Origin of the sequence: Mucilaginibacter sp. L196, from assembly GCF_009765905.1 — a bacterium.
Taxonomy (GTDB): Bacteria; Bacteroidota; Bacteroidia; order Sphingobacteriales; family Sphingobacteriaceae; genus Mucilaginibacter.
The window spans coordinates 768,140-795,137 of record NZ_LMUO01000019.1 but is presented as its reverse complement, the minus strand read 5'-3'; the positions used below and the strand labels follow the sequence as shown (position 1 = coordinate 795,137).

Annotated in this window: 31 protein-coding genes and 1 pseudogene; 25 read left to right on the top strand and 7 right to left on the bottom strand. The window is 37.6% G+C overall.

The window, feature by feature from the left end; all coding sequences use genetic code 11:
- The first annotated feature begins 2 nt into the window (after window positions 1-2).
- From hisB to GSQ74_RS19765, 8 genes and pseudogenes are all read left to right on the top strand, one after another.
- Window positions 3-1,151 (top strand): bifunctional histidinol-phosphatase/imidazoleglycerol-phosphate dehydratase HisB, encoded by a 1,149-nt coding sequence (gene hisB, locus GSQ74_RS19795; RefSeq protein ID WP_158995937.1) that lies wholly within the window; start codon window positions 3-5, stop codon window positions 1,149-1,151.
- A complete protein-coding gene (locus GSQ74_RS19790) occupies window positions 1,151-1,681 on the top strand; it encodes a hypothetical protein (RefSeq protein ID WP_158995936.1) in 531 nt (176 codons plus the stop codon). The genes hisB and GSQ74_RS19790 overlap by 1 nt, the downstream gene beginning before the upstream one ends.
- A complete protein-coding gene (gene hisH / locus GSQ74_RS19785) occupies window positions 1,681-2,271 on the top strand; it encodes an imidazole glycerol phosphate synthase subunit HisH (RefSeq protein ID WP_158995935.1) in 591 nt (196 codons plus the stop codon). The genes GSQ74_RS19790 and hisH overlap by 1 nt, the downstream gene beginning before the upstream one ends.
- 5 nt (window positions 2,272-2,276) lie before the next feature.
- On the top strand, window positions 2,277-3,023 hold the full coding sequence (locus GSQ74_RS19780) for a HisA/HisF-related TIM barrel protein (RefSeq protein WP_158995934.1): 747 nt from the start codon (window positions 2,277-2,279) through the stop codon (window positions 3,021-3,023).
- Between the two features lie 53 nt (window positions 3,024-3,076).
- Window positions 3,077-3,421 (top strand): annotated as a pseudogene (locus GSQ74_RS22800) (endonuclease domain-containing protein); the annotation flags it as partial.
- Between the two features lie 9 nt (window positions 3,422-3,430).
- Window positions 3,431-4,222, top strand: coding sequence for an imidazole glycerol phosphate synthase subunit HisF (gene hisF / locus GSQ74_RS19775; protein ID WP_254060958.1), 792 nt, complete (start codon window positions 3,431-3,433; stop codon window positions 4,220-4,222).
- A gap of 15 nt (window positions 4,223-4,237) precedes the next feature.
- The gene (gene hisIE, locus GSQ74_RS19770) at window positions 4,238-4,825 is read left to right on the top strand and encodes a bifunctional phosphoribosyl-AMP cyclohydrolase/phosphoribosyl-ATP diphosphatase HisIE (protein WP_158995932.1); all 588 of its coding nucleotides are present in this window, start codon (window positions 4,238-4,240) and stop codon (window positions 4,823-4,825) included.
- Between the two features lie 76 nt (window positions 4,826-4,901).
- Window positions 4,902-5,819, top strand: coding sequence for a WD40 repeat domain-containing protein (locus tag GSQ74_RS19765; RefSeq protein WP_158995931.1), 918 nt, complete (start codon window positions 4,902-4,904; stop codon window positions 5,817-5,819).
- Here GSQ74_RS19765 and GSQ74_RS19760 read toward each other — a convergent pair.
- Both GSQ74_RS19760 and GSQ74_RS19755 read right to left on the bottom strand, forming a co-directional pair.
- Window positions 5,816-6,589 (bottom strand): NlpC/P60 family protein, encoded by a 774-nt coding sequence (locus GSQ74_RS19760; protein ID WP_158995930.1) that lies wholly within the window; start codon window positions 6,587-6,589, stop codon window positions 5,816-5,818. The two genes, GSQ74_RS19765 and GSQ74_RS19760, sit on opposite strands and share 4 nt — an antisense overlap.
- 126 nt (window positions 6,590-6,715) lie before the next feature.
- Entirely contained in the window at window positions 6,716-7,069 is a 354-nt protein-coding gene (locus tag GSQ74_RS19755) for a 4Fe-4S dicluster domain-containing protein (RefSeq protein WP_158995929.1), read from the bottom strand.
- Between the two features lie 106 nt (window positions 7,070-7,175).
- Here GSQ74_RS19755 and GSQ74_RS19750 point away from each other — a divergent pair, with 106 nt between their 5' ends.
- The 8 genes from GSQ74_RS19750 (at window position 7,176) to GSQ74_RS19715 (ending at window position 14,626) form a co-directional block, all read left to right on the top strand.
- A complete protein-coding gene (locus tag GSQ74_RS19750) occupies window positions 7,176-8,195 on the top strand; it encodes an acyl-CoA reductase (RefSeq protein WP_158995928.1) in 1,020 nt (339 codons plus the stop codon).
- A gap of 132 nt (window positions 8,196-8,327) precedes the next feature.
- A complete protein-coding gene (locus tag GSQ74_RS19745; protein ID WP_158995927.1) occupies window positions 8,328-8,531 on the top strand; it encodes a fructose-6-phosphate aldolase in 204 nt (67 codons plus the stop codon).
- Between the two features lies 1 nt (window position 8,532).
- Window positions 8,533-9,219 carry a cell division ATP-binding protein FtsE gene (locus GSQ74_RS19740; protein ID WP_158995926.1) on the top strand — a complete coding sequence of 229 codons (687 nt, stop codon included), beginning with the start codon at window positions 8,533-8,535 and terminating at the stop codon, window positions 9,217-9,219.
- Between the two features lie 141 nt (window positions 9,220-9,360).
- A complete protein-coding gene (locus GSQ74_RS19735; protein WP_158995925.1) occupies window positions 9,361-9,918 on the top strand; it encodes a nucleotide exchange factor GrpE in 558 nt (185 codons plus the stop codon).
- A gap of 116 nt (window positions 9,919-10,034) precedes the next feature.
- Entirely contained in the window at window positions 10,035-11,207 is a 1,173-nt protein-coding gene (dnaJ, locus tag GSQ74_RS19730) for a molecular chaperone DnaJ (protein ID WP_158995924.1), read from the top strand.
- A 164-nt stretch (window positions 11,208-11,371) separates the two neighbouring features.
- Entirely contained in the window at window positions 11,372-12,286 is a 915-nt protein-coding gene (locus tag GSQ74_RS19725) for an ABC transporter ATP-binding protein (protein ID WP_158995923.1), read from the top strand.
- Window positions 12,283-13,617 carry an ABC transporter permease gene (locus GSQ74_RS19720; protein WP_158995922.1) on the top strand — a complete coding sequence of 445 codons (1,335 nt, stop codon included), beginning with the start codon at window positions 12,283-12,285 and terminating at the stop codon, window positions 13,615-13,617. The genes GSQ74_RS19725 and GSQ74_RS19720 overlap by 4 nt, the downstream gene beginning before the upstream one ends.
- 46 nt (window positions 13,618-13,663) lie before the next feature.
- Window positions 13,664-14,626 carry an exopolyphosphatase gene (locus GSQ74_RS19715; RefSeq protein WP_158995921.1) on the top strand — a complete coding sequence of 321 codons (963 nt, stop codon included), beginning with the start codon at window positions 13,664-13,666 and terminating at the stop codon, window positions 14,624-14,626.
- Here the strand turns inward: GSQ74_RS19715 and GSQ74_RS19710 are convergent.
- From GSQ74_RS19710 to GSQ74_RS19700, 3 genes are read right to left on the bottom strand one after another with little or no spacing between them, the layout of a single operon-like run.
- On the bottom strand, window positions 14,621-14,887 hold the full coding sequence (locus GSQ74_RS19710; RefSeq protein WP_158995920.1) for a hypothetical protein: 267 nt from the start codon (window positions 14,885-14,887) through the stop codon (window positions 14,621-14,623). The two genes, GSQ74_RS19715 and GSQ74_RS19710, sit on opposite strands and share 6 nt — an antisense overlap.
- Entirely contained in the window at window positions 14,884-16,281 is a 1,398-nt protein-coding gene (locus tag GSQ74_RS19705; protein ID WP_158995919.1) for a radical SAM protein, read from the bottom strand. Before GSQ74_RS19705 ends, GSQ74_RS19710 begins: the two co-directional genes overlap by 4 nt.
- On the bottom strand, window positions 16,274-16,969 hold the full coding sequence (locus tag GSQ74_RS19700) for a prolipoprotein diacylglyceryl transferase (RefSeq protein ID WP_216846788.1): 696 nt from the start codon (window positions 16,967-16,969) through the stop codon (window positions 16,274-16,276). Before GSQ74_RS19700 ends, GSQ74_RS19705 begins: the two co-directional genes overlap by 8 nt.
- Before the next feature lie 171 nt (window positions 16,970-17,140).
- Between GSQ74_RS19700 and GSQ74_RS19695 the strand changes: the two genes are divergently transcribed.
- Entirely contained in the window at window positions 17,141-19,132 is a 1,992-nt protein-coding gene (locus GSQ74_RS19695) for a M1 family metallopeptidase (RefSeq protein ID WP_158995918.1), read from the top strand.
- Window positions 19,133-19,237: 105 nt separating this feature from the next.
- Here GSQ74_RS19695 and GSQ74_RS19690 read toward each other — a convergent pair whose 3' ends face one another.
- Complete coding sequence (locus GSQ74_RS19690) at window positions 19,238-19,957, bottom strand: RluA family pseudouridine synthase (RefSeq protein WP_158995917.1); 720 nt, start codon at window positions 19,955-19,957, stop codon at window positions 19,238-19,240.
- Window positions 19,958-20,097: 140 nt separating this feature from the next.
- On the opposite strand from GSQ74_RS19690, the gene GSQ74_RS19685 reads away from it, so the two are divergent.
- The 3 genes from GSQ74_RS19685 (at window position 20,098) to GSQ74_RS19675 (ending at window position 23,406) form a co-directional block, all read left to right on the top strand.
- Window positions 20,098-22,383 carry an ATP-dependent helicase gene (locus GSQ74_RS19685; RefSeq protein WP_158995916.1) on the top strand — a complete coding sequence of 762 codons (2,286 nt, stop codon included), beginning with the start codon at window positions 20,098-20,100 and terminating at the stop codon, window positions 22,381-22,383.
- A gap of 168 nt (window positions 22,384-22,551) precedes the next feature.
- On the top strand, window positions 22,552-22,920 hold the full coding sequence (locus GSQ74_RS19680; RefSeq protein WP_158995915.1) for a helix-turn-helix domain-containing protein: 369 nt from the start codon (window positions 22,552-22,554) through the stop codon (window positions 22,918-22,920).
- Between the two features lie 192 nt (window positions 22,921-23,112).
- Window positions 23,113-23,406 carry a hypothetical protein gene (locus GSQ74_RS19675; protein WP_158995914.1) on the top strand — a complete coding sequence of 98 codons (294 nt, stop codon included), beginning with the start codon at window positions 23,113-23,115 and terminating at the stop codon, window positions 23,404-23,406.
- A gap of 18 nt (window positions 23,407-23,424) precedes the next feature.
- Here the strand turns inward: GSQ74_RS19675 and GSQ74_RS19670 are convergent, their stop codons facing one another.
- Window positions 23,425-24,699: a tetratricopeptide repeat protein gene (locus GSQ74_RS19670; RefSeq protein WP_216846787.1), complete on the bottom strand. Its 1,275-nt coding sequence runs from the start codon at window positions 24,697-24,699 to the stop codon at window positions 23,425-23,427.
- A 782-nt stretch (window positions 24,700-25,481) separates the two neighbouring features.
- On the opposite strand from GSQ74_RS19670, the gene GSQ74_RS19665 reads away from it, so the two are divergent.
- The 5 genes from GSQ74_RS19665 (at window position 25,482) to GSQ74_RS19645 (ending at window position 26,970) form a co-directional block, all read left to right on the top strand.
- Window positions 25,482-25,643 (top strand): hypothetical protein, encoded by a 162-nt coding sequence (locus GSQ74_RS19665; RefSeq protein WP_158995912.1) that lies wholly within the window; start codon window positions 25,482-25,484, stop codon window positions 25,641-25,643.
- A 40-nt stretch (window positions 25,644-25,683) separates the two neighbouring features.
- Window positions 25,684-25,836, top strand: coding sequence for a hypothetical protein (locus GSQ74_RS19660; protein ID WP_158995911.1), 153 nt, complete (start codon window positions 25,684-25,686; stop codon window positions 25,834-25,836).
- A 48-nt stretch (window positions 25,837-25,884) separates the two neighbouring features.
- Window positions 25,885-26,031: a hypothetical protein gene (locus GSQ74_RS19655; RefSeq protein WP_158995910.1), complete on the top strand. Its 147-nt coding sequence runs from the start codon at window positions 25,885-25,887 to the stop codon at window positions 26,029-26,031.
- Between the two features lie 74 nt (window positions 26,032-26,105).
- The gene (locus GSQ74_RS19650) at window positions 26,106-26,756 is read left to right on the top strand and encodes a hypothetical protein (RefSeq protein WP_158995909.1); all 651 of its coding nucleotides are present in this window, start codon (window positions 26,106-26,108) and stop codon (window positions 26,754-26,756) included.
- A 40-nt stretch (window positions 26,757-26,796) separates the two neighbouring features.
- A complete protein-coding gene (locus GSQ74_RS19645; protein WP_158995908.1) occupies window positions 26,797-26,970 on the top strand; it encodes a hypothetical protein in 174 nt (57 codons plus the stop codon).
- Window positions 26,971-26,998 lie beyond the last annotated feature (28 nt).

Sequence of the window (26,998 nt, the reverse complement as noted above, 5' to 3'; positions counted from 1 at the left end):
CAATGAGTAATCCGAAGAAAATACTCTTCATCGATCGCGATGGTACGCTGATAAAAGAGCCGGCTGATGAGCAGATAGATTCATTTGCCAAATTGGAGTTTTATCCCGGTGTTTTACAATATCTACCCAAAATTGCTGCAGAGCTGGATTATGAATTGGTAATGGTGAGCAATCAGGATGGTTTAGGTACAGCTTCTTTCCCGGAAGATACATTTTGGCCGGTACAAAATTTCATTTTAACCACGTTGAAAAACGAGGGTATCGAATTTTCAAATATTTGTATCGATCGCACTTTTCCTGCTGAGAATGCCCCTACCCGCAAACCGGGAACGGCGCTACTTACAGAATACTTCGATACAGAGAAATACGATCTAAAAAACTCTTTTACTATCGGTGATCGTAAAAATGATATTTTATTGGGATATAACCTTGGTGCAAAAGCCATCTGGTTAAATGACAATCCAGGTTTGGGTGACAAAGAATTCACACAAGATGAAGCAATTAAAATAAAAAGCACTGTTGCTTTAGAAACCACCCATTGGGAGAAGATATACGAATTTTTAAAGTTAGGCGAACGTGTGGTTGAGCACCGTCGCACTACTAAAGAAACCGACATCTACATAAAAATAAACCTTGATGGTACAGGTGAAGCGAAAGTGAGCACTGGCTTGCATTTCTTTGATCACATGCTTGATCAGATAGCACGCCATGGTAGTATCGACCTCGAGGTTATTGCCAAAGGCGATTTGCATATTGATGAACACCATACCATTGAAGATACAGGTATTGCTTTAGGTGAAGTTTTTGCTACAGCGTTAGGAAATAAAAGGGGTATTGAGCGTTACGGCTTTTGCTTACCGATGGATGATTGCCTGGCACAGGCAGCTATTGATTTCGGCGGGCGTAACTGGATAGTTTGGGAAGCTGAATTTAACAGGGAAAAGGTTGGCGATGTACCTACAGAAATGTTTTACCATTTCTTCAAGTCATTCTCTGATGCGGCTAAATGCAACCTGAATATAAAAGCAGAAGGACAAAACGAACATCATAAAATTGAAGCCATATTTAAAGTTTTTGCAAAGGCAATAAAAATGGCTGTAAAGCGTGATGTAAATAATATGGTTTTACCGAGTACTAAAGGCGTTTTGTAATGATTGATGTTATCACCATACAACAAAAACTATTGTTAAGTTCTGACTTGGAATGGTTTGATTATATGTGTGACTTACTCAAAAAAGAAAATGGCCTGACAGTTTCTTTTTTGGAAAGAATAATTGGAATCGAAAATCCGCAATATCCAATCGAGAACAGAGGATCGAAATTTCTTATTCCTTTCGATAAGAGATTTAAATCATCAGCTATTAATCCAGACATTGATATTAATAAAAAAGACGCAAAAATCGAATACATTTCATTTGGCGGCCCAAGTTTTAATTTAATGATTGAAGATGTAAAAAGAAGATTTGATAATCTACTTATTACATCAAACGTATATGATGGCGGCACACAATTATTTTTCTATCCAATACCTTCATGCTATGAATTTTCAGCTATTAGTTTTGATCTCAGAGAAGAAATAAAAGATATTAAAAATGTTAATGATACAACAGTCCATTCTGTCGAATTCCAGTTTGGAAAAAATTTAATAAAACTAAGGGACGGATACACACTGACAAATTAATGATAGGTATAATTAGCTATGGCGCCGGAAATATATTCTCACTTACTGCTGCTTTAGAGCGGTTGGGGATTGCCTATGGCATGATCTATAAGGAAGAGGATTTTGAACATTACGACCGTTATATTATACCGGGAGTTGGTCATGCAGGTGCGGCAATGCACAAACTGGAGCAAACCGGGCTTATCCCTAAAATAAAATCGCTTACCAAACCGGTTTTAGGTATTTGTGTGGGGATGCAGCTGCTTACTTCTTATTCCGAAGAAGGTGATTCCAAATTGCTTAATCTATTTCCGATAAGAACGCTTAGATTTAAAGATAGTCATGATTATAAAGTTCCGCATACCGGTTGGAACACTATTTTTCCGGAAAAAGAAAGCCCTTTATTTGAAAATATTCCATCCGGATCACATTTTTACTTTGTACATTCATACTTTATTGAGTATGATTCTGCATATACCTTATCTTCAACGAACTACAATTCACAATTTTCGGCATCAATTTGGCGGGATAACTTTTACGGGGTGCAGTTTCACCCTGAAAAATCCGGCAAGTACGGTGAAACTTTATTAACTAACTTTTCAAAAATATAAACGACATGTACATTATTCCTGCAATTGATATTTTAAATAAAAAAGTGGTAAGGCTGCGCGAGGGTGATTATGAGCAGGTAACTGAATACGACGTTACTTTAGAAGAAATGATAGAAAGGTACCAATCATACGGTACAAATTTCATCCACATTATCGACTTGAACGGCGCTAAAAATGATTTTAGCAACCAGCAATACCTGTTTGATGTAATTAAAAAAACATCTATGCAAGTGCAATACGGCGGTGGTATCCGCAGTATTGAAAAAGTTAAAGAATTATTGGATGCCGGTGTGCAACGTGTAATTGTTGGTACACAAGCGATCTCTAATCCAGATTTCTTAAAGGATTTGAGTAAATCACTCGGAAGTGCCAAATATCTTGACCGTGTCGTTATTGCTATCGATGTTTTAGATGAAGTGATCAAATATTCAGGCTGGATGGAAAGCTCACCAATTAAATTGATGGACTACGTTGATAAATGCCTTGCTTTAGGCTTTTTTCGTTTTTTATGTACCGATATTAACAAGGATGGCAAATTAGGCGGTGCCGGAATCGATCTGTATAAAAAGCTGCTTGATCATTCGCCATTTATTAAACTGATCGCATCTGGTGGAGTAAGTTCTATGGCTGATATTGATTCTTTAAGCAAAATCAAAGTAGAATCATGTGTGGTTGGAAAAGCTATTTACGAAGGCCGTATCAGTATAGAAGAAATAAAAAACTGGAATCTGGAATCATTGGTGACGATATAACTCCCTACCCCCCAGCCCCCTGAAGGGGGAGCTAATTGTCCTAAATCAGTTAAATGAGAAAAAAACTATTTCTTGGTGCTAATGCAGAGATATTTGAGAATGCCAAAGCATTAAGATATAATATGACAGCTGCAGAGAATGAGCTGTGGGCTTCATTAGGCTTAAAGTTTCCAAATACTAAATTTAGAAGACAACATCCGCTCGGGCAATATATTGCCGACTTTTATTGTCATCAACATAAATTGGTAATCGAGGTTGATGGTAGTATTCATAGTTTACCTAAAGTAATTCAGAATGATTTTGAAAAACAACAGTTTTTGGAAGGCCAGGGATTAAAAGTATTACGATTCACAAATAATCAAGTATTCAATAATTTAGAGCAAGTTTTGGAATCTATAAATAAAAATATTAGCTCCCCCTTCAGGGGGCGGGGGGGGTTAGCAAAGCGTATTATACCCTGCCTCGACGTTAAAGACGGTCGTACTGTAAAAGGTGTGAACTTTGTCGACTTGCGCGATGCCGGCGACCCCGTTGAACTGGCCTGGAACTATTCTCGCCAGGGAGCGGATGAATTGGTTTTCCTTGATATTACAGCAACCCACGAGCGCCGTAAAACCATGGTCGAACTGGTTAAATCTGTTGCTCGTCAAATAAATATCCCATTTACCATCGGTGGTGGTATTAATGAAATTGCTGATGCTGATGCGCTACTTAACGCAGGTGCCGATAAAATATCTATTAACTCAGCAGCGGTACGTAACCCGGCTTTTATTGACGAACTGGCAAAAGCATTTGGCGTTCAATTTGTTGTGGTTGCTGTGGATACTAAATCTATCGGCGACAAAAACATTGTACACCTTAATGGTGGCAGAATTCCAACCGAAAAAGAAACATTGGATTGGATTTTAGAAGCTGAGAGTCGTGGTGCGGGTGAGATATTATTAACATCTATGAACCATGATGGCACTAAAAATGGCTTTGATAATGGGCTGTTAAAACTGGTTAACGATGCCGTGCATATCCCGGTTATCGCTTCGGGCGGTGCAGGATCTGTACAGCATTTTGTGGATGTATTTGAGAAAACTAATGTTGATGCAGCATTGGCAGCCTCAGTATTTCACTACGGCGAAATATTGATCCCGAATTTAAAAGAGATACTAAGGCAAAACAATATAGAAGTTCGTACTATTGCTGAATAAGCAGAATATATAATAATGGAAATAGATTTTGATAAAACAGGCGGTTTAGTCCCCGTAATTATTCAGGACGAGCAAACTTTAGAGGTGCTGATGCTGGGTTACATGAACCAGGAGGCTTACGATAAAACCGCAAAGGAAAATATAGTTACTTTTTTCTCTCGTACTAAAAACCGTTTATGGACAAAAGGCGAAACCAGTAACAACTTTTTGCACGTTAAAAGTATCACCATCGACTGTGATAATGATACGCTTTTAATAAAGGTTAAACCTGATGGCCCAACCTGCCATACCGGCGATCGCAGTTGCTTTAAAACCGAATACAACCAAAACTTTATATTAGAACTGGAAGCTATTATAGCCGATCGTTACGAAAACCCGGTTGAGAGCTCATACGTTAACAAACTGCGCACACAAGGCTTAAATAAAATTGCGCAAAAGGTTGGAGAAGAAGCAGTTGAAACCGTAATAGCTGCTTTAGCTGAAACGGAGGTTGACATGATCAACGAATCATCCGACTTGGTATTTCATTTATTAGTTTTGCTTCGCGAAAAAGGATTGAGCTTAGAAACCATCGCTAAAAATCTGGAACAAAGACATAAGTAATATGAGTTGGAAGTGCAAAATTGAAAGTCAAAAATTATGGCTTTCAACTTTTAACTTTCAACCTTCAACTTAAAAAATGATCACAGTAGAAAAAACGGCCGAACTTACCGGGCATAACAACCCTATTTTCACTTTAGAACTTTCACAGAAACCAGGTATATTATTTACCGGGGGGAATGATAAAGGTGTGGTGGAATGGAGTTTAAAAACTAATAGCTTTATTAAGGTAATGTTCCCGGTTCCGGCATCTGTTTATGCGCTACATTGTCCGTCAGGTTTTGCTTTGATGTTCACTGGCTTGCGCACCGGCGATGTGCCGGTATTTGATTTTATACAGCAAAAAATTATTACCATTCTTAAGCATCATACCAAACCTATATTTGATATTAAAGCAGTAAACTCCAAAAACGAGTTGTTGGTAGCTTCGGAAGATGGAACAGTATCGGTTTGGAATCTCAACACGTTTGAATTACTGCACGTTATACAAATATCAGCTGATACAGTACGCTGTATTGCTATCAATGATGTAAATCAACAGGTTGCTTTTGGCTGTCGCGATAACAAGGTGAAAATATACGATCTGCTTGATTATTCTTACATCACCACATTAGACGGTGATGCAGGGCATAGCATGGCTGTATTTTCAGCGCAGTACTCCCCTGCCGGTGATTATTTGGTAACTGGCAGTCGCGATGCTCAGGTTAAAATATGGAATACCATCGACTATAAGCCTATACAAAATATACCTGCGCATTTGTTTGCCGTAAATTCTATCGCTTTTCATCCCACCCAGCCTTACTTTGCTACCGCCAGTATGGATAAAAGCATTAAACTTTGGGGATCAGATGATTTTAAACTGTATAAGGTAATTAGCCGCGAAAAGGGGCATCCCGGGCATGTATTATCCATTAACAAATTGGTATGGAATGGCGATGATTTACTGTCAGTAAGCGATGATAAGAAAATTATCGTTTGGAAAATACAGTTCGATTAGACAGGTAATTTATCATGCCTTTTGATAGAATGAAGCGTATGGGTATAACGTTTTAATTCTTCAGAGTAAATGCCATCTTCATTAATACTATCAATCTTAACTTTTCCGGACGCATGAATAATCTGCTTATCATTGAGCATTATCCCCACATGAACTACGCGCCCGTCCGCATTTTTAAAAAATGCCAGATCGCCTAAACGAGCTTCCTCTAAACTTGAAACAAAGGTACCTTGCTCTACCTGTTGAGAAGCATCCCTTTTTAATTTTGCACCATGCAATTTGAATACTGCTTGCACATAGCCAGAGCAATCAATACCGAAATGCGTGCGGCCACCCCATAAATAAGGCGCGTTTAAAAAAGACTTGGCCGTAGTAACAAAATTTTCAATATCGCCCTTAGGGCCTATTATCTCGAATTTTTCGTTACCTATTTTACACCTGTTGCCCTCCAAAAAAGATAATGAACTGCCTACAGGTAGATATACTATGGTATTATCTGATTTTTTCCAGGCCTGGGTTACTGTTCCGTAGGTTAAAGGGGAAGGTTTTTGGCTTAAATCCTGATAAGCCATGTGCCCCAACATAGTAAACTGTAAACGACCTATCCAACCGGTATAATTATCATAAGTTGTGGTTATTTTAGCCCATTTGTCTGTCCACTCAATAATTTCGAATATTTCGCCAAATAATACCTGCGATATCATCTCACTTACCTCACTTGGCTCAGCGCGCATGGGTATCACTGCTAAATTACAAATACCGTATTCCATAGTTAATTAAGGCAGATACTTTAACTTTTATTTGGGGCTAATAAGGTTAAGTACTAATAAAAAATAAACATATAAAAAAAGGAAGACAAATTGCCTTCCTTTTCATAATAATTAAATATTATATTTTTATTCGTTCATGTGAAGCCATTCTTTTTTAGCAAGAAGTTCTTCTTCAGTTTCACGTACATTTTCGTCATCAACACAACAGTCTACCGGGCAAACTGCAGCACATTGCGGTTCATCATGAAAACCTACACACTCGGTACATTTATCAGGTACAATGTAATAAATATCATCAGATAGGGCCGCTTGTGTTTCTTCAGCATTTAAAGTAACACCATCGCCAAAATCAATAACACCCTTTAAACCAGTACCATCAGAAAAACGCCATGCTGCTCCTGCATCATAAATTGCATTATTTGGGCACTCTGGTTCACAAGCTCCACAGTTTATGCATTCATCGGTGATTATAATCGCCATATTTTATAAAATATCTTATATTCTCAATTAACTTTGCCTTGTCCTTAAACAATTACGCAAATATAACAAAAAAACGGTTTAAGGGTTTATTTTACTTACCATTTATATGTCAAAATTCAACATACAGGAACTAATCAGGTCATTTTCTGCATTGGGCGAGCAGCTTAGCAACCCGGATGAACATTTAAGCGACGTCATTAATGACGAGTTACATTACAATGCCTGGTTCACTCCTGAGAATGTACGAAAAGCAGTTATTGCTATAGGACAAATGCTTAACAGTGCTGATCTTGAAACATGGCTAAGCAAATACAGCTTTAATTCATCCAATAAAAAAGTGGGGCTTATCCTTGCAGGTAACATCCCAATGGTTGGCTTTCACGATGTTTTATGTGTGTTAGCCAGCGGAAATCATGCATTAATCAAAGCATCATCACAAGATAATCACCTGATAAAATATGTACTTGAGAAACTGGTTGAAATCGATAACCGATTTGCAGGGCAATTTAGTTTTATAGAGCGATTGGAAAACTTTGATGCGGTGATAGCAACCGGAAGTAATAACACGTCTCGTTATTTCGATTACTATTTTGGCAAAGTGCCTAACATTATCCGCAAAAACAGAAACAGTATAGCAGTACTTACAGGTAATGAAACAGCTGAACAGTTGCATAATCTCGGCCATGATATTTTTGATTATTATGGTTTAGGCTGTCGTAACGTATCGAAATTATTAGTTCCGGAGGATTATAAGTTCAATTTCTTTTTTGAGTCGATACAGGATTATGAGGCTATCATCCATCATCATAAATACAATAACAATTACGATTATAATAAATCGATATACCTGGTAAACCGCGATGAACATTTGGATAATGGGTTTTTACTGGTAAAAAAAGATGAACGTTTAACCTCTCCCCTTGCCGTGCTTTTTTACAGCAATTATTCAGATCTGCAATCGCTTGAAAAAACAGTCAATGCTGAAAGTGAAAAAATTCAATGTGTAGTAAGTGCCGAAGATCTAAAGATAGATGATCAATTGGTTAATTTCGGCGAAAGTCAGCAACCCAAACTGTGGGATTATGCAGATGGAATCGATACGATGAAATTCTTGTCAAATCTTTAATGGTTAATAGTTGATAGATCATGGTTGATGGTAACAAAACTTTTGTCAAATCTTTATACCTTTGAAAAGATGATATTTTATAGGATTACCTTGTTTTAGGCTATGATCTATGAACCATCAACTACGAATAAAATGTATATAATTAAAGTTAAAGGCGTAGCTAAAATACCGGATTACGTGCAGTTAAGGGATGATAAGTTTACTCTTTTGGCTTACTTTAGGGTAGATAGGCCTGATAAATCGCTAGATAAGGTGGGACTTGCTGATAAGGCAGAATATATAATGAACATTGTTAAAGAATTGCCTTTCGGGCAAATATTGAAATTAGACCTTTAAGATGATTGGAAACTCAATAATAAAACTGACTAACGTTGATATTTTTCAACAAAAGCACCTGGTACTTTCAAATGTTAACCTGCATATTGATAAAGGCGATTTCGTTTGGTTGATTGGCCAAACCGGTTCAGGAAAGAGCAGTTTATTAAAGGTACTTTACGGAGATCTGAGTATTAAAAACGGTACAGGACATGCCTGTGGATATGAGTTAGATAAATTAGAGAGTAAAAACATACCGTTTTTACGCCGTAAATTGGGTATAGTTTTCCAGGATTTTCAATTGCTGACAGACCGTTCGGTAGAGCAAAACCTGCAATTTGTAATGCGTGCTACCGGCTGGACAGATAAGAAACTTATTGCCGACCGTGCACTTGATGTATTGGAGAAAGTAGGATTACGTTCAAAACTCAAAAAAATGCCGCATGAATTATCAGGCGGAGAACAACAACGTGTAGTAATTGCACGTGCTTTGTTAAATGATCCTGAAATTATACTGGCTGATGAACCAACAGGCAACCTTGATCCTGATACATCTGAAGAAATTGTATTGCTGCTTAAACAAATAGGCCAGCAAATGGGTACCGCTGTTGTGGTTGCTACCCATGATTATCATATCATCCGCACTTTTCCTTCCCGCATTATTAAGTGTGAGAATGGCAAGGTTTTGGAGGATGTGCATATAGCTTAAGGGAAATATAACATTTCACTTCCTGCCAGTTTTATTGACGGTATGCCAGTACTGCATTGTCGGCCTGTAAAATTCTGACACCATGTCGCTTTTTAACAAATGGCAGGATACTTGATTTGCACTATTTAATCATATTAACACATGCTAAAGAAGAAAAAAACAGAAGAAATGGATTCAACTGAAAATATAACAGGCGAGATGGATGAGACTACACAGAATGCTGGCAACAGTGCTGTAGAGAACGAATTATCAGCTGAGGAAAAATTAAAGAATGAGCTGGTAGCTGCCAATGATAAGTACTTGCGCCTATTTGCTGAATTTGATAATTTTAGAAGACGTACTACAAAAGAACGTGAAGAAGCGAGAAAAACCGAAGGAAAAGATGTAATTGTTGCATTAATTCCGTTGATGGATGATTTCGAACGCGCTATACGCTCTATGGATAACGCAACCGATGTTGCAGCCGTTAAAGCAGGTGTTGAATTGATATACAATAAGTTAAGCAGTACACTTGCTCAAAAAGGATTGAAGCCAATGGAAGCCTTAGGTGAAACTTTTGATGCTGATTTGCATGAAGCAATAACTAACATCCCTGCCCCTACTGATGATTTAAAAGGTAAGGTAGTAGATCAAATGGAAAAAGGTTATTACCTGGGCGATAAAGTAATAAGGTTTGCTAAAGTAATTGTTGGTGCCTAATAATTAGTGATGGATTGATTTAGTGAATGAGTGATTTGAAATTCGGATAATCCCTCATTAACTAAATCGCTAAATCACTCAATAATACAATATTTCCCTAATTACAATATTTTAAAATGGCTAAAAGAGATTATTACGATGTACTTGGTGTTGCCAAAGGTGCTGAGGCGGACGAGATAAAAAAGGCATATCGTAAAATGGCTATCAAATATCACCCGGATAAAAACGAGGGTGATAAAGCTGCCGAAGAAAAATTTAAAGAGGCTGCTGAAGCTTACGAAGTACTAAGCAACCCTGAGAAACGCCAACGTTATAACCAATTTGGACATGCGGCTAATGCTTCATCACCAAACGGTGGTGGCGGTTATGGCGGTGCGGGCATGAATATGGATGACATATTCAGCCAGTTTGGCGATATTTTTGGCGGTGGTGGCGGAAGTCCTTTTGAAGGTTTTTTTGGCGGCGGTGGCAGGCAAGGTGGAGGTGGCCGTCGTGTAGCACGCGGTAGCAACCTACGTATTAAAGTACGCCTAACTGTTGAAGAAATTGCCAACGGTGCCGAGAAGAAAATAAAAGTAAACAAGCAAATACTTTGTAAAACCTGCGATGGTACTGGCGCGAAGGATAAATCATCTTTTCAAACCTGTAAAACTTGCGGTGGACAAGGTGCTGTGCGCAGGGTAACCAACACCATTTTGGGCCAGATGCAAACTACCAGCACCTGCCCTACCTGTAACGGCGAAGGATCTGTTATTACCTCTAAATGTACTGTTTGCCACGGCGATGGTTTAGTTCGTGGTGAAGAGACTATTAGTATCAATATACCAGCCGGTGTAAGCGAAGGCATGCAATTGAGCATGAGCGGTAAAGGCAACGCTGCCCCACGCGGCGGTGTTCCGGGAGATTTGATTATTTTGATTGAAGAAATCCCTCACGAAACATTAAAACGTGATGGTAACAATATCATTTATGATTTGCACATCAACTTTGTGGATGCCGCTTTAGGTACCAGTGTTGAAGTACCAACTATTGATGGCAAAGCCAAGATAAAAATTGAACCAGGCACCCAGGGCGGTAAAATACTGCGCCTTAAAGGTAAAGGTGTACCGGAAGTAAATTCTTATCATCGTGGTGATCAATTGATTCATATCAATATCTGGACACCAAAAGCTTTGAGCAAAGAAGAACGCGAGTTATTAGAAAAACTACAAAGCTCACCTAACTTTAAACCTAACCCGGGTAAAAACGAGAAAAGCTTTTTCGAACGGATGAAGGAATATTTTGAGTAAAAGGTGAAAGGATAAAGCTGAAAGGCAAAAGGTTTAAAAAGCCCGAAACTATAATGGTTTCGGGCTTTTTTGTTTTTATGTACCAGATTCTTTTATAGCTTGATGTAACATTCTCTCAACCTTCGTATCTAAAAACGAAAAACTAAAACAAAAACCTTTACCTAATGCTAAGCATTCGAAATATTGTAAAACAGTACGCGGGGCATACCGCTTTGAGTGACGTGAGCCTGGAAGTTGAAAGCGGCCAAATATTCGGCTTGCTTGGGCCGAATGGCGCCGGGAAAACCTCGCTTATCCGTATCATTAATCAAATTACTGCTCCTGACTCCGGTGAAGTTTATTTTGATGGTGAGAAACTCAACCAATCCCATATCGACCGTATCGGTTACCTGCCTGAAGAACGCGGACTGTATAAAAAGATGGAGATCGGCGAACAGATGATCTATCTTGCCAGATTAAAGGGTTTAAGTCGTGATGAAGCCATCAAAAGGTTAAAATATTGGTTTGAAAAACTGGAGATGCAATCATGGTGGAATAAAAAGATTGAAGAACTATCCAAAGGCATGCAACAGAAGGCGCAGTTTGTAGCCACTATTCTGCATGAACCCGACTTGATTATTTTAGATGAGCCATTTAGCGGCTTCGACCCGGTAAACGCGGAGATCATTAAAGATGAAATACTGGAGCTTAACCGCAAAGGTGCCACTATCCTGTTTTCCACCCACCGCATGGAATCTGTTGAGGAGCTTTGTAATTCGATTACTTTACTCAATAAATCAAAAAAGATACTGGATGGGAAAGTAAGAGACATTAAAAACTCGTATCGTAATGCTACTTATATTGTGGAATACACTGGCGGAAAATTACTTTTTAACGGATCACAACCGTTTACTTTGGTTGAAGAAAAGCAAACAGATGATTCCAATATCATCAAAATAAAATTGACTGATGGGGCTTCTTCCAATGATGTATTACAATATCTAATACCTAAAACCAGCATCAATATGCTACAGGAAGTTATTCCTACCATGAATGAAATCTTTATAGAAAAAGTAAACCAAAAACCTGCCTTATCATGAATAAAGTGCTATTAATTATACAACGCGAATATATGGTTCGTGTAAAAAAGAAATCGTTTATATTGATGATATTCCTGGTACCGGCATTGATAGTGGCCATGTTTGGTGTCATTTATCTGATTACTACCTACAGTAACGATATGAATAAAACCAGAACCGTTTGGGTTATGGATGAGAGTGGTGTTTTTACCGGGAAATTTCAGAATAAAAGCAAACTGGCGTTTCAAACGGTAACTAAATCTTTGGTTGATGAAAAATCAGATCTTCGAAAAAATGAAGATGATTTTTTGTTAGTGATACCAACTGATTATTCAAAGACGGATGCAGTCCAGATATTCTCGAAGAAAGAGGCAAACTTTACTATAGCCGGCGAAATTGAGGATCAAATGAACACCATAGCTACCGGTAATAAAATGGTTACTGCCGGTATTGATACGTTAAAACTACATGCGATAAAAAGCAACATATCCATAGCTGCCAAACAAATAACAGACAAAGGTGAACAAGATTCAAGTATAGGCGCGGCTTACGGCGCTGGTATTGCTGGTGCTATTTTAGTTTATTTAGCGTTATTTATTTATGGGGCACAGGTTATGCGGGGTGTTCTGGAAGAGAAAACAAGCAGAATTATCGAGGTAATTGTATCATCGGTTAAGCCATTTCAGTTAATGCTTGGTAAAATAATCGGTGTTGGTTTGGTTGGCCTTACGCAATTTGTTTTATGGATAGTATTATCTAGTGGGGTTACCTATATCGCAGGCAACATGCTGATGAAGGATAAAATATTACCGGCAAAAACCGCACAAATGAAGGAGCATCAGCCTATAAAAATTCAAACATCACCAAGCAATTCCACTGTACCTCAAAGTCCGGCAATTACAGCATATAATAGTTTTAAAACTGTTAATTTCCCTTATATATTGGGTTGCTTTTTGTTTTATTTCCTGAGCGGTTTCTTTTTATACGCTGCCTTATTCGCGGCAGTAGGTTCAGCAGTTGACAGCGAAACGGAAACGCAGCAATTTATGTTTCCTATTACCCTGCCGTTGTTATTCACCTACATTATTTCTTTTTCTTTCCTGATCAACAACCCCGACAGTACATTAGCAATTTGGTTATCGGAAATACCATTTACCGCCCCGGTAGCCATGATGGTACGTATACCTTTTGGTGTTCCCGGTTGGCAACTGGCTTTATCCATGTTTATGATGGTGGTTGGGTTTTTATTTACCACATGGGTTGCCGCACGGATTTACAGAGTGGGTATTTTAATGTATGGCAAAAAAGCAAGCTATAAAGAGCTGGCGAAGTGGTTTTTTTATAAGGAGTAATTATAAATTTAAACTATTAACCTATTATTGGGTTTAGCTTTTAATTATGACTGATAAACAAACGCCGTCATCAGCCAGCCGCAGTATCGTTGCTGTAATGGACCTTGGCACAAATACTTTTCATTTGCTGATAGCCCGTGGGGATGCTGCCAACCCTGAAGAACTTTACCATACCACCGTACCTGTACGCTTGGGCGAAGGTGGTATAAACAATGGCATTATACAACCGGCTGCTTATAAGCGTGGTGTTGATACCATGGTTCAGTTTAACGAACGGATTGGGGAATTTAATGCTGAACACGTTAGCGCAATCGCTACCTCCGCCCTGCGCAGCGCGGCTAATGGTAAGGATTTTATAGACGAAGTAAAAGCAAAAACCGGCATCGAAATTGAAACCATTGACGGTGATCGCGAAGCAGAATATATTTATGAAGGTGTAAAAGCCGGAAATTGCCTATCCAAACAAAACTCCCTGATATTGGATATAGGCGGTGGTAGTGTTGAATTTATTTTGGGGAACGATGAACAGATCATCTGGAAGCAAAGTTTTGAAATAGGCGCTGCCCGCATGCTGGATAAGTTTCACAAAATCGATCCAATACCGGAAACATCAATACAGGAGATGAACAACTATTTGGAACAAACGCTTCCCTCCTTTTTTGATGGTATTAAAAACATTGAAATAGCGAACATTATAGGTTCATCCGGCGCATTTGAAACTTTTGCCGAGGTTATTGAGCTACAAAAAGGTAATGAGTTCGACCTGAAAAAGAACAGGAAATATAAATTTGCTCCGCAGGAATTTATCAATATCACCGATTGGCTCATCGCCTCATCTCATCAGGATCGCGAAAGCACTAAAGGAATTATTCCAATCCGGGTAGACATGATTGTTTCCGCATCACTGATCACCCGCTTTGTGATGAAAAAACTGAGAGTTTCAGAGATCTTAATGTCTACCTATTCATTAAAAGAGGGTGTTTTGGCAGAGGCTTTAAAATCATTATAGAGTATTTCCCATTAGTGAGACACAAGTTGAAAACCCAATAAGTAAAATTGCCAAAGCGGCTAATGCCCAAACCCATCTTTGTACAATTGCGGCGGCAAATAGGCATATTAAAAAATGAATGGCGATTAAAAGTGCATCAATAATTATTCCGCCTTCAATTACTTTTGAAATGACCGTATATATTGCAAGCAATCCAATATTTAAACCAATGATATAACCATTGCTAATTGGCTTTTCTTTGTTATTATTTTCTTCTGTCATACAACAATTTCATTTCTTAGTTGTTCAAGATATTCTCGTTTATCGTCTCGATAAAAAATATTCATAGTTTCAAAGGGAATAATCTGCATATCCTTATTTACAATATGCACACATGATTTTTTTATAGCGCGAACATCAAAGTTTTGCGCATCAATAAACTGCATAATAATAATTCTGAAAAGATTATCATATCCTAAGCCTGGTGCGTCAATCTCCGGCAGGCAGCACATTATTGATGCCAGATGTTCTTTTGCCTTATCAACAGAATTCCCGGTACTGAACATATTTAGCAGATGCATTTTCAATTGCTCATCCTGCTCATAAATAATGGTATTTTTCGAGTTATCCAACAAGTCATCAGGATTTATCATCCGTGTTAATGGGAATACCTGCCCACCTAATTTTAGTGCGTATCCCATTACCAGTGCATCTGGGTTACAAGGCACCGGTATCAGATCATTGGCATTAAAAATGTCGGTTTGCGCTAAAATTGCAGATCTAACTTCAGTTAAAGTATATCTGTCAGTTTCCGGGTTAAAATTATCTAACCGCCCTGCTTGTTGTGTTGGTTGAAATGTTACGCCGCGCACACAAGGCTGTTTTAATGCATACTCAATAATTGCACCTATTTCATCAGTATTCAGTCCCTTTTGTAGCGTTACGACAAGTGTTGTGGATAGATTGTATTTGTTAAGATTTTCGAGAGCCTTAATTCTTACCTCTCTTAAATCTTCACCCCTTAATAGCTCAAGTGCTTCTTTTTTAAATGAATCGAACTGTAGGTATATTTCAAAATCTGGGGCATAGGTGGCTAAACGTTTAACAAAAGCTTCATCTTTTGCTATTCTAACGCCGTTAGTATTAACCATTAAATGTTTAATGGGTTTAGTTTTGGCTATATCCAGTATTTCAAAAAACTGCGGATGCACAGTAGGCTCGCCGCCACTTATTTGTACCACATCGGGCTGGCCCTCGTTTTCAACAATTACATCAAGCATCTGTTCAATCTCGGCCAAAGTGCGGTGTCGACCATAGCTTGGTGATGACATAGCGTAACAAGTAGGGCAACTCAAATTACACCGATCCGTAACTTCGATAACAGTGAGGCATGAATGCTGTTCGTGATCTTGGCATAAACCACAATCGTATGGACACCCATAATGTGTTTTGGCGTTAAACTTTAATGGCATTTCGCTACGCTTGGCGTAGTTGCGACAATTTTTATAATATTCTATATCGGTTGCTATTAAAACTTTTTCAAAACCATGCTGCTTACAGTTTTTAAGCATATAAACATTCTCATTCTCAAAAACTATTTTCGCATCCACCCGGCGTAAACAGGTGGAACATATGCTTAAAGTAAAATCATAATAAATATACGGGCGTTCAGGCATCAGGTTTAATTAATTTGTAAGGCTGTAGAAAAACTTTATAATAATACAAAATCCCTCCCAAACAAACCAATTGTATTACAGATAAACCAAAGCTAAAAAAGTAGTCAGGCTTGATAAACTCATCCATAAAGCGAAACACCAGGTAGCTGGATAGAAATATTTTAAACTTGGCGCCATTTACCAAATGATGGTGCTTTTCAACAAATAAAAGTATCACCCACAATATACACCAAAATATAATCTCATATAAATTAGTTGGATGCCTGTGAATACCATCGCCAAAATTTATGGCCCATGGTAAATTAGATGGTTTGCCATAAGTACCGTCATCTAAACCAGCTAAAAAACAACCAACACGGCCAATTATCATCGCCAGTATTAACGGATAAACCATTAAATCTCCTGAAGATGTTGTTACCCCTATTTGCTTTTTTATCAGCTCAACAGCAATCAGACCGCCTATCATTCCTCCTACTATAGTTTTATTTCCTAAAAAATAAATGATTCCAAAATGGTTTAGCAAAGATGGGGTTTCCAATACGCCAACAATATGGGATCCTAAAAATGCACCCGCTGCTGCCGCAATAAAAATAATAAGGCGATTGTCATCACTAATATTATCCGTTTGCTTTTTGCGCAGATACATATAGTAGCGATAGCCTATAAAATAAGCTAAGGTTTCGCACACGAAGTGAACTGGAATGAAGGCTTTACCTACAGGAATATTTACTGGAAAGTGCAAATTGTTGTTTTTCTCGGAAAGATAACTCCCTTTTATAACATTGACAATAATCTATTATGCTTCTTTTTTAAATTTCACCTGTATCCTTTGTATATTGCTCCCCTATAACTGACTCTTATGAAACTGAAACTTATCGGCCTTGCGATGCTTGCTTTTTTAACCTTTTCAGCACAAGCGCAACGCCGGCACCGAATGGCAAATCAAACCGATACCATTTCCTCTAATTACGACCCATCGCTACTATTTACCCCGATGTTTTATACTGATAAGGGTAATGAATTCCATTCCGCTAATGGTGAACCAGGCCCTAAGTACTGGCAGAATAGAGTTGATTATCAATTAAAAGCTAATATTGATACCGTTACCAAGGTATTAAGCGATAACGAAGTTATCAGCTATACCAATAATAGTCCTGATGCGCTTCAGTATCTGTGGCTGCAATTAGATCAAAATACTTATAAAAAAGATGCCCGTTCAAACTATTATACCCCGTTTGCTCCAAAACCTGAGCAACATACCAATGGCGATGAGTTTGAATCGGTAGAAATTGTACAAAACGGCAAAACTTTAAAAGCGGATTATGTGGTTACTGATACCCGTATGCAGATCCGTTTGAAAGACGCGGTAATTCCCAATGGCGGGAAGATCAGCATCCTGATTAAATATCACTATACCATGCCTGCTGATTTTGGTGGTCGTAATGATTATTTTGACACCAAGAATGGCAAGATTTACGAAGTTGCCCAATGGTTTCCGCGCATGTGCGTATATGATGATTCGCATGGCTGGGATACCCTGCCTTTCTTGGGTAGTGGCGAGTTTTATTGCGAGTATGGAGACATCGATTATTCAGTAACGGCACCTGCTGACATGCTTGTGGCTGGAGCAGGCGAATTGGTAAACCCAACCGAGGTATTGACCATAAAAGAGATAAACAGGCTTGCACAAGCCCGCAATAGCGATAAAACGGTAATGATTCGCCCGTTGAGTGATGTTATAGCTCCATCAACACGCAAAGGAACGTTAACATGGCATTTTAAAATGTATAATACCCGCGATGTTGCATTTGGTGCATCCAAGGCTTACATATGGGATGCGGCAAGAATCAATCTCCCCGAAGGAAAAAAATCAATGGCGATGTCGGTTTATCCGGTGGAGAGTGTAGGTGATACTGCCTGGACTCGTGCAACAGAATTTTTGAAGGGTTCTATCGAATACTTCTCGGCAAAATGGTTTGTTTACCCTTATCCAAACGCGGTTAATGAAGCCGGAATTGCCGGAGGAATGGAATACCCCGGTATTACCTTTGATGATTACAGAGCAAGTGGTAAAGATTTGTTTGCGTTAATCGCACATGAAATCGGCCACAACTGGTTCCCGATGATTGTTGGGTCTGACGAGCGCCGTTATGGCTGGATGGATGAGGGCTTAAATACCTTTATCGACATCTATGCTTCTGACGAATTTAATAAAGGAGAATACGCGCCAAAGCGCGATGGTGAATATGCGCCTAAGGGCGGATATCCGGCCGATGAAATAGTACCAACTATTAGCGATCCTGATGCGATTACGATTATGACGCCTGCTGATGGCGTTGCTGAAAAATACCGTCACTCTATTACATATTTTAAAACTGCTTTTGGTTTGGAATTGTTGCGTGAGCAGATCATTGGCAAAGACAGATTTGATTATGCTTTCCGTAACTATATCCATAAATGGGCATACAAACATCCACAACCTGATGATTTTTTCAGATCGATGGATAACGGCGCAGGTGAGGATCTGTCATGGTTTTGGAAAGGTTGGTTCTATAATAATTATAAGTTAGACCTGGCTTTAATTGATGCCCGTTATGTAGACAAAGGCCCTAAGAACGGTATACAGGTAACCGTTGCTAACAAAGATGAAATGGCTATGCCTTTTACTATTGAGGTTAAACTAAAAGACGGTAGCAAATACCGTATGAAACTGCCGGTTGAGACCTGGCTACAGGATAAAGTGATCACTTTTACCATACCTACAACTTCTGAGGCAGAAAACGTAACCATCGACCCTGATCATGCTATACCTGATGATAACAGGGAGAATAATGCTTTAAAGGTTAAGTAAGTTATAAACTTACCTGATCCGGAGGCTTCAGTTATAAACTGAAGCCAGTAATATAAAACAAAAAAGGAAACGCTTATTGCGTTTCCTTTTTTGTTTTATATCTAGTTATGCATCAAACTTTTCCAATAGTTTAAGCAGTGTTTCAAAATCTTTCGGATATGGTGCGTGTATAGTTATCGGTGTACCATCAAGTAACTTAAAAGTAACCTCATAAGCGTGCAGGGCAAAACGTTTCATAATAGGTAATTCCTCCTGATCTTTACCTAAATGATATTTACGTTTGATAGACGATAGAAAAACCGGCTTACCTTTATACATCTCGTCTCCCGCTATTGATGCACGTTGAGTAGCCAAGTGGATACGGATCTGATGCATACGGCCCGTTACCGGGCGACACTCTACCAAAGTATAGTGTTTAAAATATTTTAATGACTGAAACCAGGTTTCAGCACGTTTACCTTCTTGTCTGCTTATGGTTACAGTTCCTTTACCAACGTTAAGTATAGGTAAATCAATAAATAGTTCTTCAAAAACGTGTGTACCTTCTATAACAGCATGATAAACCTTTTTAACCTGTCGTTTTTCAAACTGCATAGAGACATGGCGATAAGCCTCGGGATTTTTGGCGATAATTAAAGCGCCGGATGTTTCTTTATCTAAGCGATGGCAGATCTGTGCATCTTCTACATATTGCTTGGCTAAACGCAGCATATTGATGTCGCCACCCTCACGCTCATCCAGTGAGCTGATGAACGGCGGTTTATTCACCACAATTATATCATCGTTTTCAAATAAAATCAGGTCGACAAGTTTGGGCATCTTCATATTGCTGCAAAAATACGGTTAATTAACTAAATGGTAAACCCGCCTCCAAACATTAAAATCAATGACCACTAATCGCTAATCTTCCTTTCAGCTTTCAGGGCAAAACCTTAATTTCGCCATATAGAAAAGAGGAAAAAGATTTGGATTATTTAGAGGGATTAAACCCGGAACAACGCGGGGCAGTAGAGCAAATTAAGGGCCCGGTAATGATTATTGCAGGTGCCGGATCGGGTAAAACACGCGTTATTACTTATCGTGTGGCACACCTGATTCGTAATGGCGTTGACTCATTTAATATATTAGTATTAACGTTTACTAATAAAGCAGCCCGCGAAATGCGCGAGCGTATCATAAACCTGGTTGGGCCGGAAGCCAAAAACATTTGGATGGGTACCTTCCACTCTGTTTTTTCGAAGATACTACGTGTTGAGGCTGATAAACTTGGTTATCCTAACAACTTTACCATTTACGATACCGATGATAGCAAAAGCGTATTAAGGGCTATTTTAAAAGAAATGAACCTTGATGATAAACTTTACAGCGTAAACCTGGTGCTTAACCGTATATCGGCAGCAAAAAACAACCTCGTATCCTGGCAGGAATATCAAAAAAACGACCAGATACAAGCCGATGATTTTTCAAGTGGACGTGGTCAGTTAGGCAAAATTTACGAAACCTATGCAGGACGATGCTATCGCGCCGGAGCAATGGATTTTGACGATTTGCTTTATAAAACCAATGAGCTGCTCAAAAGATACCCTGAAGTACTAAATAAATATCAGCATAAGTTTAAATACCTGATGGTGGATGAGTATCAGGATACTAACTTTTCGCAATACCTGATCGTTAAAAAACTGGCGGCCGTTAATGAGAATATTTGTGTTGTGGGTGATGACGCGCAGAGTATCTATGCTTTCCGTGGTGCTAATATTCAGAACATATTAAACTTTGAGAAGGATTACCCTGATTTGAAAATATTCAAGCTGGAACAGAACTACCGTTCTACGCAAAATATTGTAAATGTTGCCAATAGCATCATCGCTAATAATAAAGAACAGCTTAAAAAGAATGTTTTTTCTGAGAAAGAAGCAGGTGATAAAATAAAGGTAATGCGCGCCTTCAGCGATAATGAGGAGGGCAAGCAAGTTGCTGAAGCTATTATGTTTCAGCGCACTACACACGGCTTGAAATGGCATGATTTTGCTATCCTGTACCGTACCAATGCACAATCGCGTTCAATGGAGGAGGCCCTACGTAAACTGGGCATACCTTACAAAATATATGGAGGCTTATCGTTCTATCAGCGTAAAGAGATCAAGGATTTGATCGCTTATTTCCGCCTTACTTTTAACGCGAATGATGAAGAAGCACTTAAGCGTGTTATAAATTACCCACGCCGCGGTATTGGAGACACTACTGTAGACCGTATTATAGTAAGCGCCGATCAGAATAACATTACACCATTTGAAGTGACCATCAACCCATCACAATATTTAGATAGGCGTACATCAGCAGCAGTTAGTGTTTTTGCTACAATGATCCAAAGCTTCCAGGTGATCGTTAAATCACTCTCGGCTTATGAGGCAGCATTGCATATTGCCCAGCATTCGGGCTTGTTAAAAGACTTGTACGCGGACAAATCTGTAGAAGGGCTTAACCGATACGAAAACATCCAGGAGTTGCTTAATGGTATAAAGGAATTTTCTGAACGAGAAGATATTGAGGAAAAAGGCCTTGACATTTTTATGCAGGATATTGCCTTGCTTACTAATGATGATAACGATAAAAACAAGGATGCAGATACTGTCTCTTTGATGACCATCCACTCATCCAAAGGGCTTGAATTTAAACAGGTGCATGTAGTTGGATTGGAAGAAAATCTATTCCCATCACAAATGGCGCTCAATTCGCGTACAGACCTGGAAGAAGAACGCCGCCTGTTTTATGTAGCGATAACACGTGCTGAAAATAGACTTACGCTTAGCTATGCCACTTCACGCTTTAAGTTCGGCACGCTGATTAATTGTGAACCTAGTCGCTTTTTGGATGAAGTTGATGCAAGATACCTTGAACTTGATTTTACCGCGAAACCAGAGAAAGCAAGCAGTTCGTTTTTTGATGATGAACGTGAAACCTGGAGCAGAAAAGGAGGTGATACATTCTCTAAGCCAAAAGCAGCAACAACTCCTCCGGTAAAAACCACATCTCTGCTGGCAAAGGCACATGTGCCATCCCCAGGATTTGCACCTTCAGATACTTCAAACCTACAGGTGGGAATGGAAGTTGAACACGAACGTTTCGGATTTGGAAAAGTCATTAGCTTAGAAGGAAAAAAACCTGACGTTAAAGCAACTATATTCTTTAAAGAAATTGGGCAGAAGCAATTATTGCTAAAATTCGCCAAATTATGCATAATTGGCAGCTAAGTCAACTTAACCGCCCGCCACACTAATTGGGGAAATAATTGCACATTATGTTAATTTTATTTCCCCAATTACGCTGTTTTCGTCTACCATCACATTAAATTAAACTTGGCATAACTTTAGTTAACCAATAGTAGCCCTTTTCACTAACTAATTTAATTGATAATTAAAATGAACGACAACGCAAAAAAGAAGACTAACAAATCTGTTGGCATGAACATCAGGACTCTTCGCCATCAACAAGGATGGAGCCAGGAAGATGTTGCAGATCGTTTGGGTATCTCAATTCCTGCTTTTTCAAAAATCGAAACCGGTGTTACTGATATTAATTTATCACGACTGGAGCAAATTGCCAATGTATTTGAAGTTAGCGTGGTTTATTTATTAGCCATGGATATCAAAGAAGCGGAGCACGAACCTTCTCATCTTAGCATTGCCCAAAAGAAACTACTAGATCGCGAAACTGAGATTGCCACTTTACAACGTAAAGTAATATTGCTTTATGAAGAGCTGAGAAATAAAACTGCAATAGCTGTGTAATTGCTAACTGTTTATAAAAAACGACACTTTTAGAATAAAATATAACAGTTTTTTCAATGAATGCATTAATCCTCATTTAAATTTTTTAAATGGGGGTTAATAATATAATATATTCGATAAACTTTCGCCTTAATTCACCCGTATAATGATTTTGGAGTAAGAATTGCAGCACCTGTTACAAAAACAAGTGTTATGGAAAATTACCTGTTATCAATTGCAAATAATGAAACACTTAAGGATAGTGTTATTCATGACCCAAATACAAAATTAAAAGTCACGGTTTATAATTCAATAAAATCTAAATTTAAACCCAGCAAAGGTGAGGTTAGATTTTTTGTTACCGCTGGTAAGAAAATTATCGCATTTGAAACAAAGGGCTACAAGAAACACGCAGAATTACTAATATTACATATGATATCCTGGTACTGTGTATATCTGGGTTTATTAGAGGCCCAAATACATGCAAACTGGCCGATGGTTTCTTAACAGATGAGCTTCTAAAATTTATAATATACTTTTAGAGTCGTGCATCATATCACTCATTTCAATTATCTTTTCGTCAATTTCTGACACGCACTTATCCATCATATTAATACACTCCTTTTTATCTACGAGGCCTTCTTTTTCAAGGTTCATTAATCCTTTTAACGTAGCTATCGGCCCCCTTATTTGATGCGATAGATATGAAGAATATTCTGAAAGTTTTTTATTCTTTATTTGCAGATCCTTGGTTCGCTCATCAATAATCTCTTCCAGGTGATGATTTACACGGTCAAGATTATCTTTTTGTCGCGACACCTCACTATTAAGTTGCGTAAGTTGGGCATTTGTATTGGATTTACGTTTCACGTTATTTACCAATAAAGCTATTACAACTAAAAATAAGCCAGCCGCTGTAGCTGCTCCCCAAAACCTCACGTTTTCGTATTGTATACGTTGTACATTAAGTTCGTTAATTCTCTGTTCTGCTTCTTGTTTGTTTTTTATTAAAAACAAGTTTAATTGTGATGTAAAGTTAGTTTTTCCATCTACACTATCTCTAAGATATACTTCTTTTAAATAGCCTAAAGATTTCAAGTAATTTTTACGCTTATATTCTAGTTCATAATCCGTATAAATAAAATCCCGAATTAATTTTTTATCCTTTATAATATTTGAATAAATTAATCCCTCTGCTACTGTATTCTCGGCTTTATCAAGCTGATTTGTTTTGATATAAAGCTCGGCCAGGGTAAGATCGATACTTGCAACAGATTCATTTAAATCTCTTTCCTTAGACCTTTTATTAGCATCAGTTAATAACTTTTCAGCTAAGTCTAATTGATTTAACTTAAAATACACTACACCGATATTTCGTGATGATTGAATAATATTTACCGAATCTTTTAAGTCACTAAATAGCGATTTACTATCATTGTAGTACTTTAATGCTTCATTAAAACCTTGTTTTTTTGAATAAAAATTACCTAAGTTAAGATAAGCTGAAGCTATAATTGACTTATCGGAAAGCCTATTTCCAATTGCTAAAGCCTTATTAAAATAATCTAACGACCTGTCATAATCGTCGTCTTTATATAAGTTACCAATGTTATTATCAACTCTTGCCTCGCCTCTCTCATCGCCTATTTTCAGGAAATAAGTTAGTGCGCTAAAATAACTATTGATAGATTCTTCGGACATATTTAAATAATATTGCCCTATACCAATTGTACGATAAGCCTCCGCAATCCCCTTATCATAATTTAATTTTATTGCCAGCGCCAAAGCTTTGTTAGCCATAATAACCGTTTGCTCAGGGTTGGTAAGCCTGGTATCATATGCCCCTTTATTCAAGCTATTTACATCGCTGGTATCTTGCGAAACGGTGATACTTGCCCCGTGTGCATAAAACACAGAAACGAATAATAATGTTAAGACTATCGTAAAAACTTTCTTCATTAAATACTTTCGTAAGAGTTAATTTCTACAAAAATTAGAAAACATACCAATATAGCATATATTTATATATAAATTGATAATATAACGATATTCATTTTTACAACAAAATGTTGTATCATATATTTATATTTGCTTTCACCAAGCGATTGATAATCAATTTTTTATCAATTGTTGATTTATTATATACATAGTTTAACCCAAGCTTATTACGAATGAATTAGAAAAAGGTTCATTTTTTTGTTTAAATAGAATGATATTAAATTACAACACATTGTTTTACTCTTAGTTATTGCTAGCTACAGTTTAATATTATGTTATAAAACCATATGCAAAATACTTATCACGAATACAATCAAATAAGCTTTTAAAGTGTTATAATTATTTGAAAATCAAAATATTACATACAAGTCACACTAACAATTAAAATCAAAATATTAAAAATGGAGTTATGAAAAAACATTATTTCAGTGTCAATAGCTTTAATTACAAACGCATTATCATCACAGGTTAACCTAAACGTCACCCCTATCATACAATATATTACGACAGATGATAGGAATCGGCGAGCGGGGGGACTCATTATAAATTGAATTAAGAAAATTAAAATATTAAAAAATAAAATCATGAAAAAGATCATTATCGCAGCAGCATTTGTTTTAATCACAGGTACGCTATCATCACAAGTTAAGTTGAACAGTACACCTAAAACAAACATTGAAACACAACACATTACAGAAACACAACATCTTGCAACAGACGGTAAAGAGTTAGCAAGCGGAGACTAATTATTAATTGAATCAAGAAATTAAAAAAAATAAAAAAATCATGAAAAAAATCATCATCGCAGCAGCATTAGTTTGCACAACAGGTGCATTAGCATCACGTGTTAAAATTAACAACACACCAAAAGTAGTTGTAAAAGCAGCTATACAAAATTCGTTTTCCGCTGATAGTAAAGAATTAGCAAGCGGAGACTAACTATTATTAATAAACATACAACCCTAATCATTCAATACAACTAAAAATATGAAAAAGATCATCATCGCAGCAGCAGTAATTTTCACAACAGGTGTGTTTTCTCTACATACAAAATATAATAGTGTGCATATCATTCACAGCACAATTAAGATGAGTGTATTTGGCAACGCAAAAGAACTGGGCAGCGCTGATTAATTCATATAAAATATACAATAACACTACAGTTAAATAACACATAAATAAGAATCAAAAAATTAAAAAATATAATCATGAAAAAAGTATTTATAGTATCAGCATTATTTTTAACAACAGGTTTAGTTTCATCTTTTACTACAGTTAGATATTCAGAAAAAAACAACACAGCTCAATTAATAAACTCTACCGATAAAAAAGATCAGGGTACTGCTGATGCAAGATTAGCTAATACCGATAAAAAAGATCAGGGTACTGCTGATGCAAGATTAGCTAATACTGATAAAAAAGACCAGGGTACTGCTGACGCAAGATTAGCTAATACTGATAAAAAAGATCAGGGTACTGCTGACGCAAGATTAGCTAATACTGATAAAAAAGACCAGGGTACTGCTGACGCAAGATTAGCTAATACTGATAAAAAAGACCAGGGTACTGCTGACGCAAGATTAGCTAATACTGATAAAAAAGATCAAGGTACTGCTGATGCAAGATTAGCTAATACTGATAAAAAAGATCAGGGTACTGCTGATGCAAGATTAGCTAATACTGATAAAAAAGACCAGGGGACTGCTGACGCAAGATTAGCTAATACCGATAAAAAAGATCAGGGTACTGCTGATGCAAGGTTAGCTAATACTGATAAAAAAGATCAGGGGACTGCTGATGCAAGGTTAGCTAATACTGATAAAAAAGATCAGGGGACTGCTGATGCAAGACTTTCTTAATGTCAGTTAATTTATTATCAAACCCAATCAATTCGAAAACATGAAAAAGACCATTATAGTAGCAGCATTAATAATATCATCAGGCTTAACAGCATATTGCTTAAGTGCAAAAGAAAATAAAACAACTACTGCAACAACTTTAAAAACTAACACTGCTGATTTTGCAGTAAAAACATTAAACGGTCCTAAATCAGATCTGGCAACAGCTGATTAATTATTGCCGAAAGATATAATTAACCTGT

Bases quoted from the DNA above. Each gene is read 5' to 3' on its own strand.
- hisB (WP_158995937.1), top strand. From the start codon at position 3: ATGAGTAATCCGAAGAAAATACTCTTCATCGATCGCGATGGTACGCTG.
- GSQ74_RS19790 (WP_158995936.1), top strand. From the start codon at position 1,151: ATGATTGATGTTATCACCATACAACAAAAACTATTGTTAAGTTCTGAC.
- hisH (WP_158995935.1), top strand. From the start codon at position 1,681: ATGATAGGTATAATTAGCTATGGCGCCGGAAATATATTCTCACTTACT.
- GSQ74_RS19780 (WP_158995934.1), top strand. From the start codon at position 2,277: ATGTACATTATTCCTGCAATTGATATTTTAAATAAAAAAGTGGTAAGG.
- hisIE (WP_158995932.1), top strand. From the start codon at position 4,238: ATGGAAATAGATTTTGATAAAACAGGCGGTTTAGTCCCCGTAATTATT.
- GSQ74_RS19765 (WP_158995931.1), top strand. From the start codon at position 4,902: ATGATCACAGTAGAAAAAACGGCCGAACTTACCGGGCATAACAACCCT.
- GSQ74_RS19760 (WP_158995930.1), bottom strand. From the start codon at position 6,589: ATGGAATACGGTATTTGTAATTTAGCAGTGATACCCATGCGCGCTGAG.
- GSQ74_RS19755 (WP_158995929.1), bottom strand. From the start codon at position 7,069: ATGGCGATTATAATCACCGATGAATGCATAAACTGTGGAGCTTGTGAA.
- GSQ74_RS19750 (WP_158995928.1), top strand. From the start codon at position 7,176: ATGTCAAAATTCAACATACAGGAACTAATCAGGTCATTTTCTGCATTG.
- GSQ74_RS19745 (WP_158995927.1), top strand. From the start codon at position 8,328: ATGTATATAATTAAAGTTAAAGGCGTAGCTAAAATACCGGATTACGTG.
- GSQ74_RS19740 (WP_158995926.1), top strand. From the start codon at position 8,533: ATGATTGGAAACTCAATAATAAAACTGACTAACGTTGATATTTTTCAA.
- GSQ74_RS19735 (WP_158995925.1), top strand. From the start codon at position 9,361: ATGCTAAAGAAGAAAAAAACAGAAGAAATGGATTCAACTGAAAATATA.
- dnaJ (WP_158995924.1), top strand. From the start codon at position 10,035: ATGGCTAAAAGAGATTATTACGATGTACTTGGTGTTGCCAAAGGTGCT.
- GSQ74_RS19725 (WP_158995923.1), top strand. From the start codon at position 11,372: ATGCTAAGCATTCGAAATATTGTAAAACAGTACGCGGGGCATACCGCT.
- GSQ74_RS19720 (WP_158995922.1), top strand. From the start codon at position 12,283: ATGAATAAAGTGCTATTAATTATACAACGCGAATATATGGTTCGTGTA.
- GSQ74_RS19715 (WP_158995921.1), top strand. From the start codon at position 13,664: ATGACTGATAAACAAACGCCGTCATCAGCCAGCCGCAGTATCGTTGCT.
- GSQ74_RS19710 (WP_158995920.1), bottom strand. From the start codon at position 14,887: ATGACAGAAGAAAATAATAACAAAGAAAAGCCAATTAGCAATGGTTAT.
- GSQ74_RS19705 (WP_158995919.1), bottom strand. From the start codon at position 16,281: ATGCCTGAACGCCCGTATATTTATTATGATTTTACTTTAAGCATATGT.
- GSQ74_RS19695 (WP_158995918.1), top strand. From the start codon at position 17,141: ATGAAACTGAAACTTATCGGCCTTGCGATGCTTGCTTTTTTAACCTTT.
- GSQ74_RS19690 (WP_158995917.1), bottom strand. From the start codon at position 19,957: ATGAAGATGCCCAAACTTGTCGACCTGATTTTATTTGAAAACGATGAT.
- GSQ74_RS19680 (WP_158995915.1), top strand. From the start codon at position 22,552: ATGAACGACAACGCAAAAAAGAAGACTAACAAATCTGTTGGCATGAAC.
- GSQ74_RS19675 (WP_158995914.1), top strand. From the start codon at position 23,113: ATGGAAAATTACCTGTTATCAATTGCAAATAATGAAACACTTAAGGAT.
- GSQ74_RS19670 (WP_216846787.1), bottom strand. From the start codon at position 24,699: ATGGCTAACAAAGCTTTGGCGCTGGCAATAAAATTAAATTATGATAAG.
- GSQ74_RS19665 (WP_158995912.1), top strand. From the start codon at position 25,482: ATGAAAAAGATCATTATCGCAGCAGCATTTGTTTTAATCACAGGTACG.
- GSQ74_RS19660 (WP_158995911.1), top strand. From the start codon at position 25,684: ATGAAAAAAATCATCATCGCAGCAGCATTAGTTTGCACAACAGGTGCA.
- GSQ74_RS19655 (WP_158995910.1), top strand. From the start codon at position 25,885: ATGAAAAAGATCATCATCGCAGCAGCAGTAATTTTCACAACAGGTGTG.
- GSQ74_RS19650 (WP_158995909.1), top strand. From the start codon at position 26,106: ATGAAAAAAGTATTTATAGTATCAGCATTATTTTTAACAACAGGTTTA.
- GSQ74_RS19645 (WP_158995908.1), top strand. From the start codon at position 26,797: ATGAAAAAGACCATTATAGTAGCAGCATTAATAATATCATCAGGCTTA.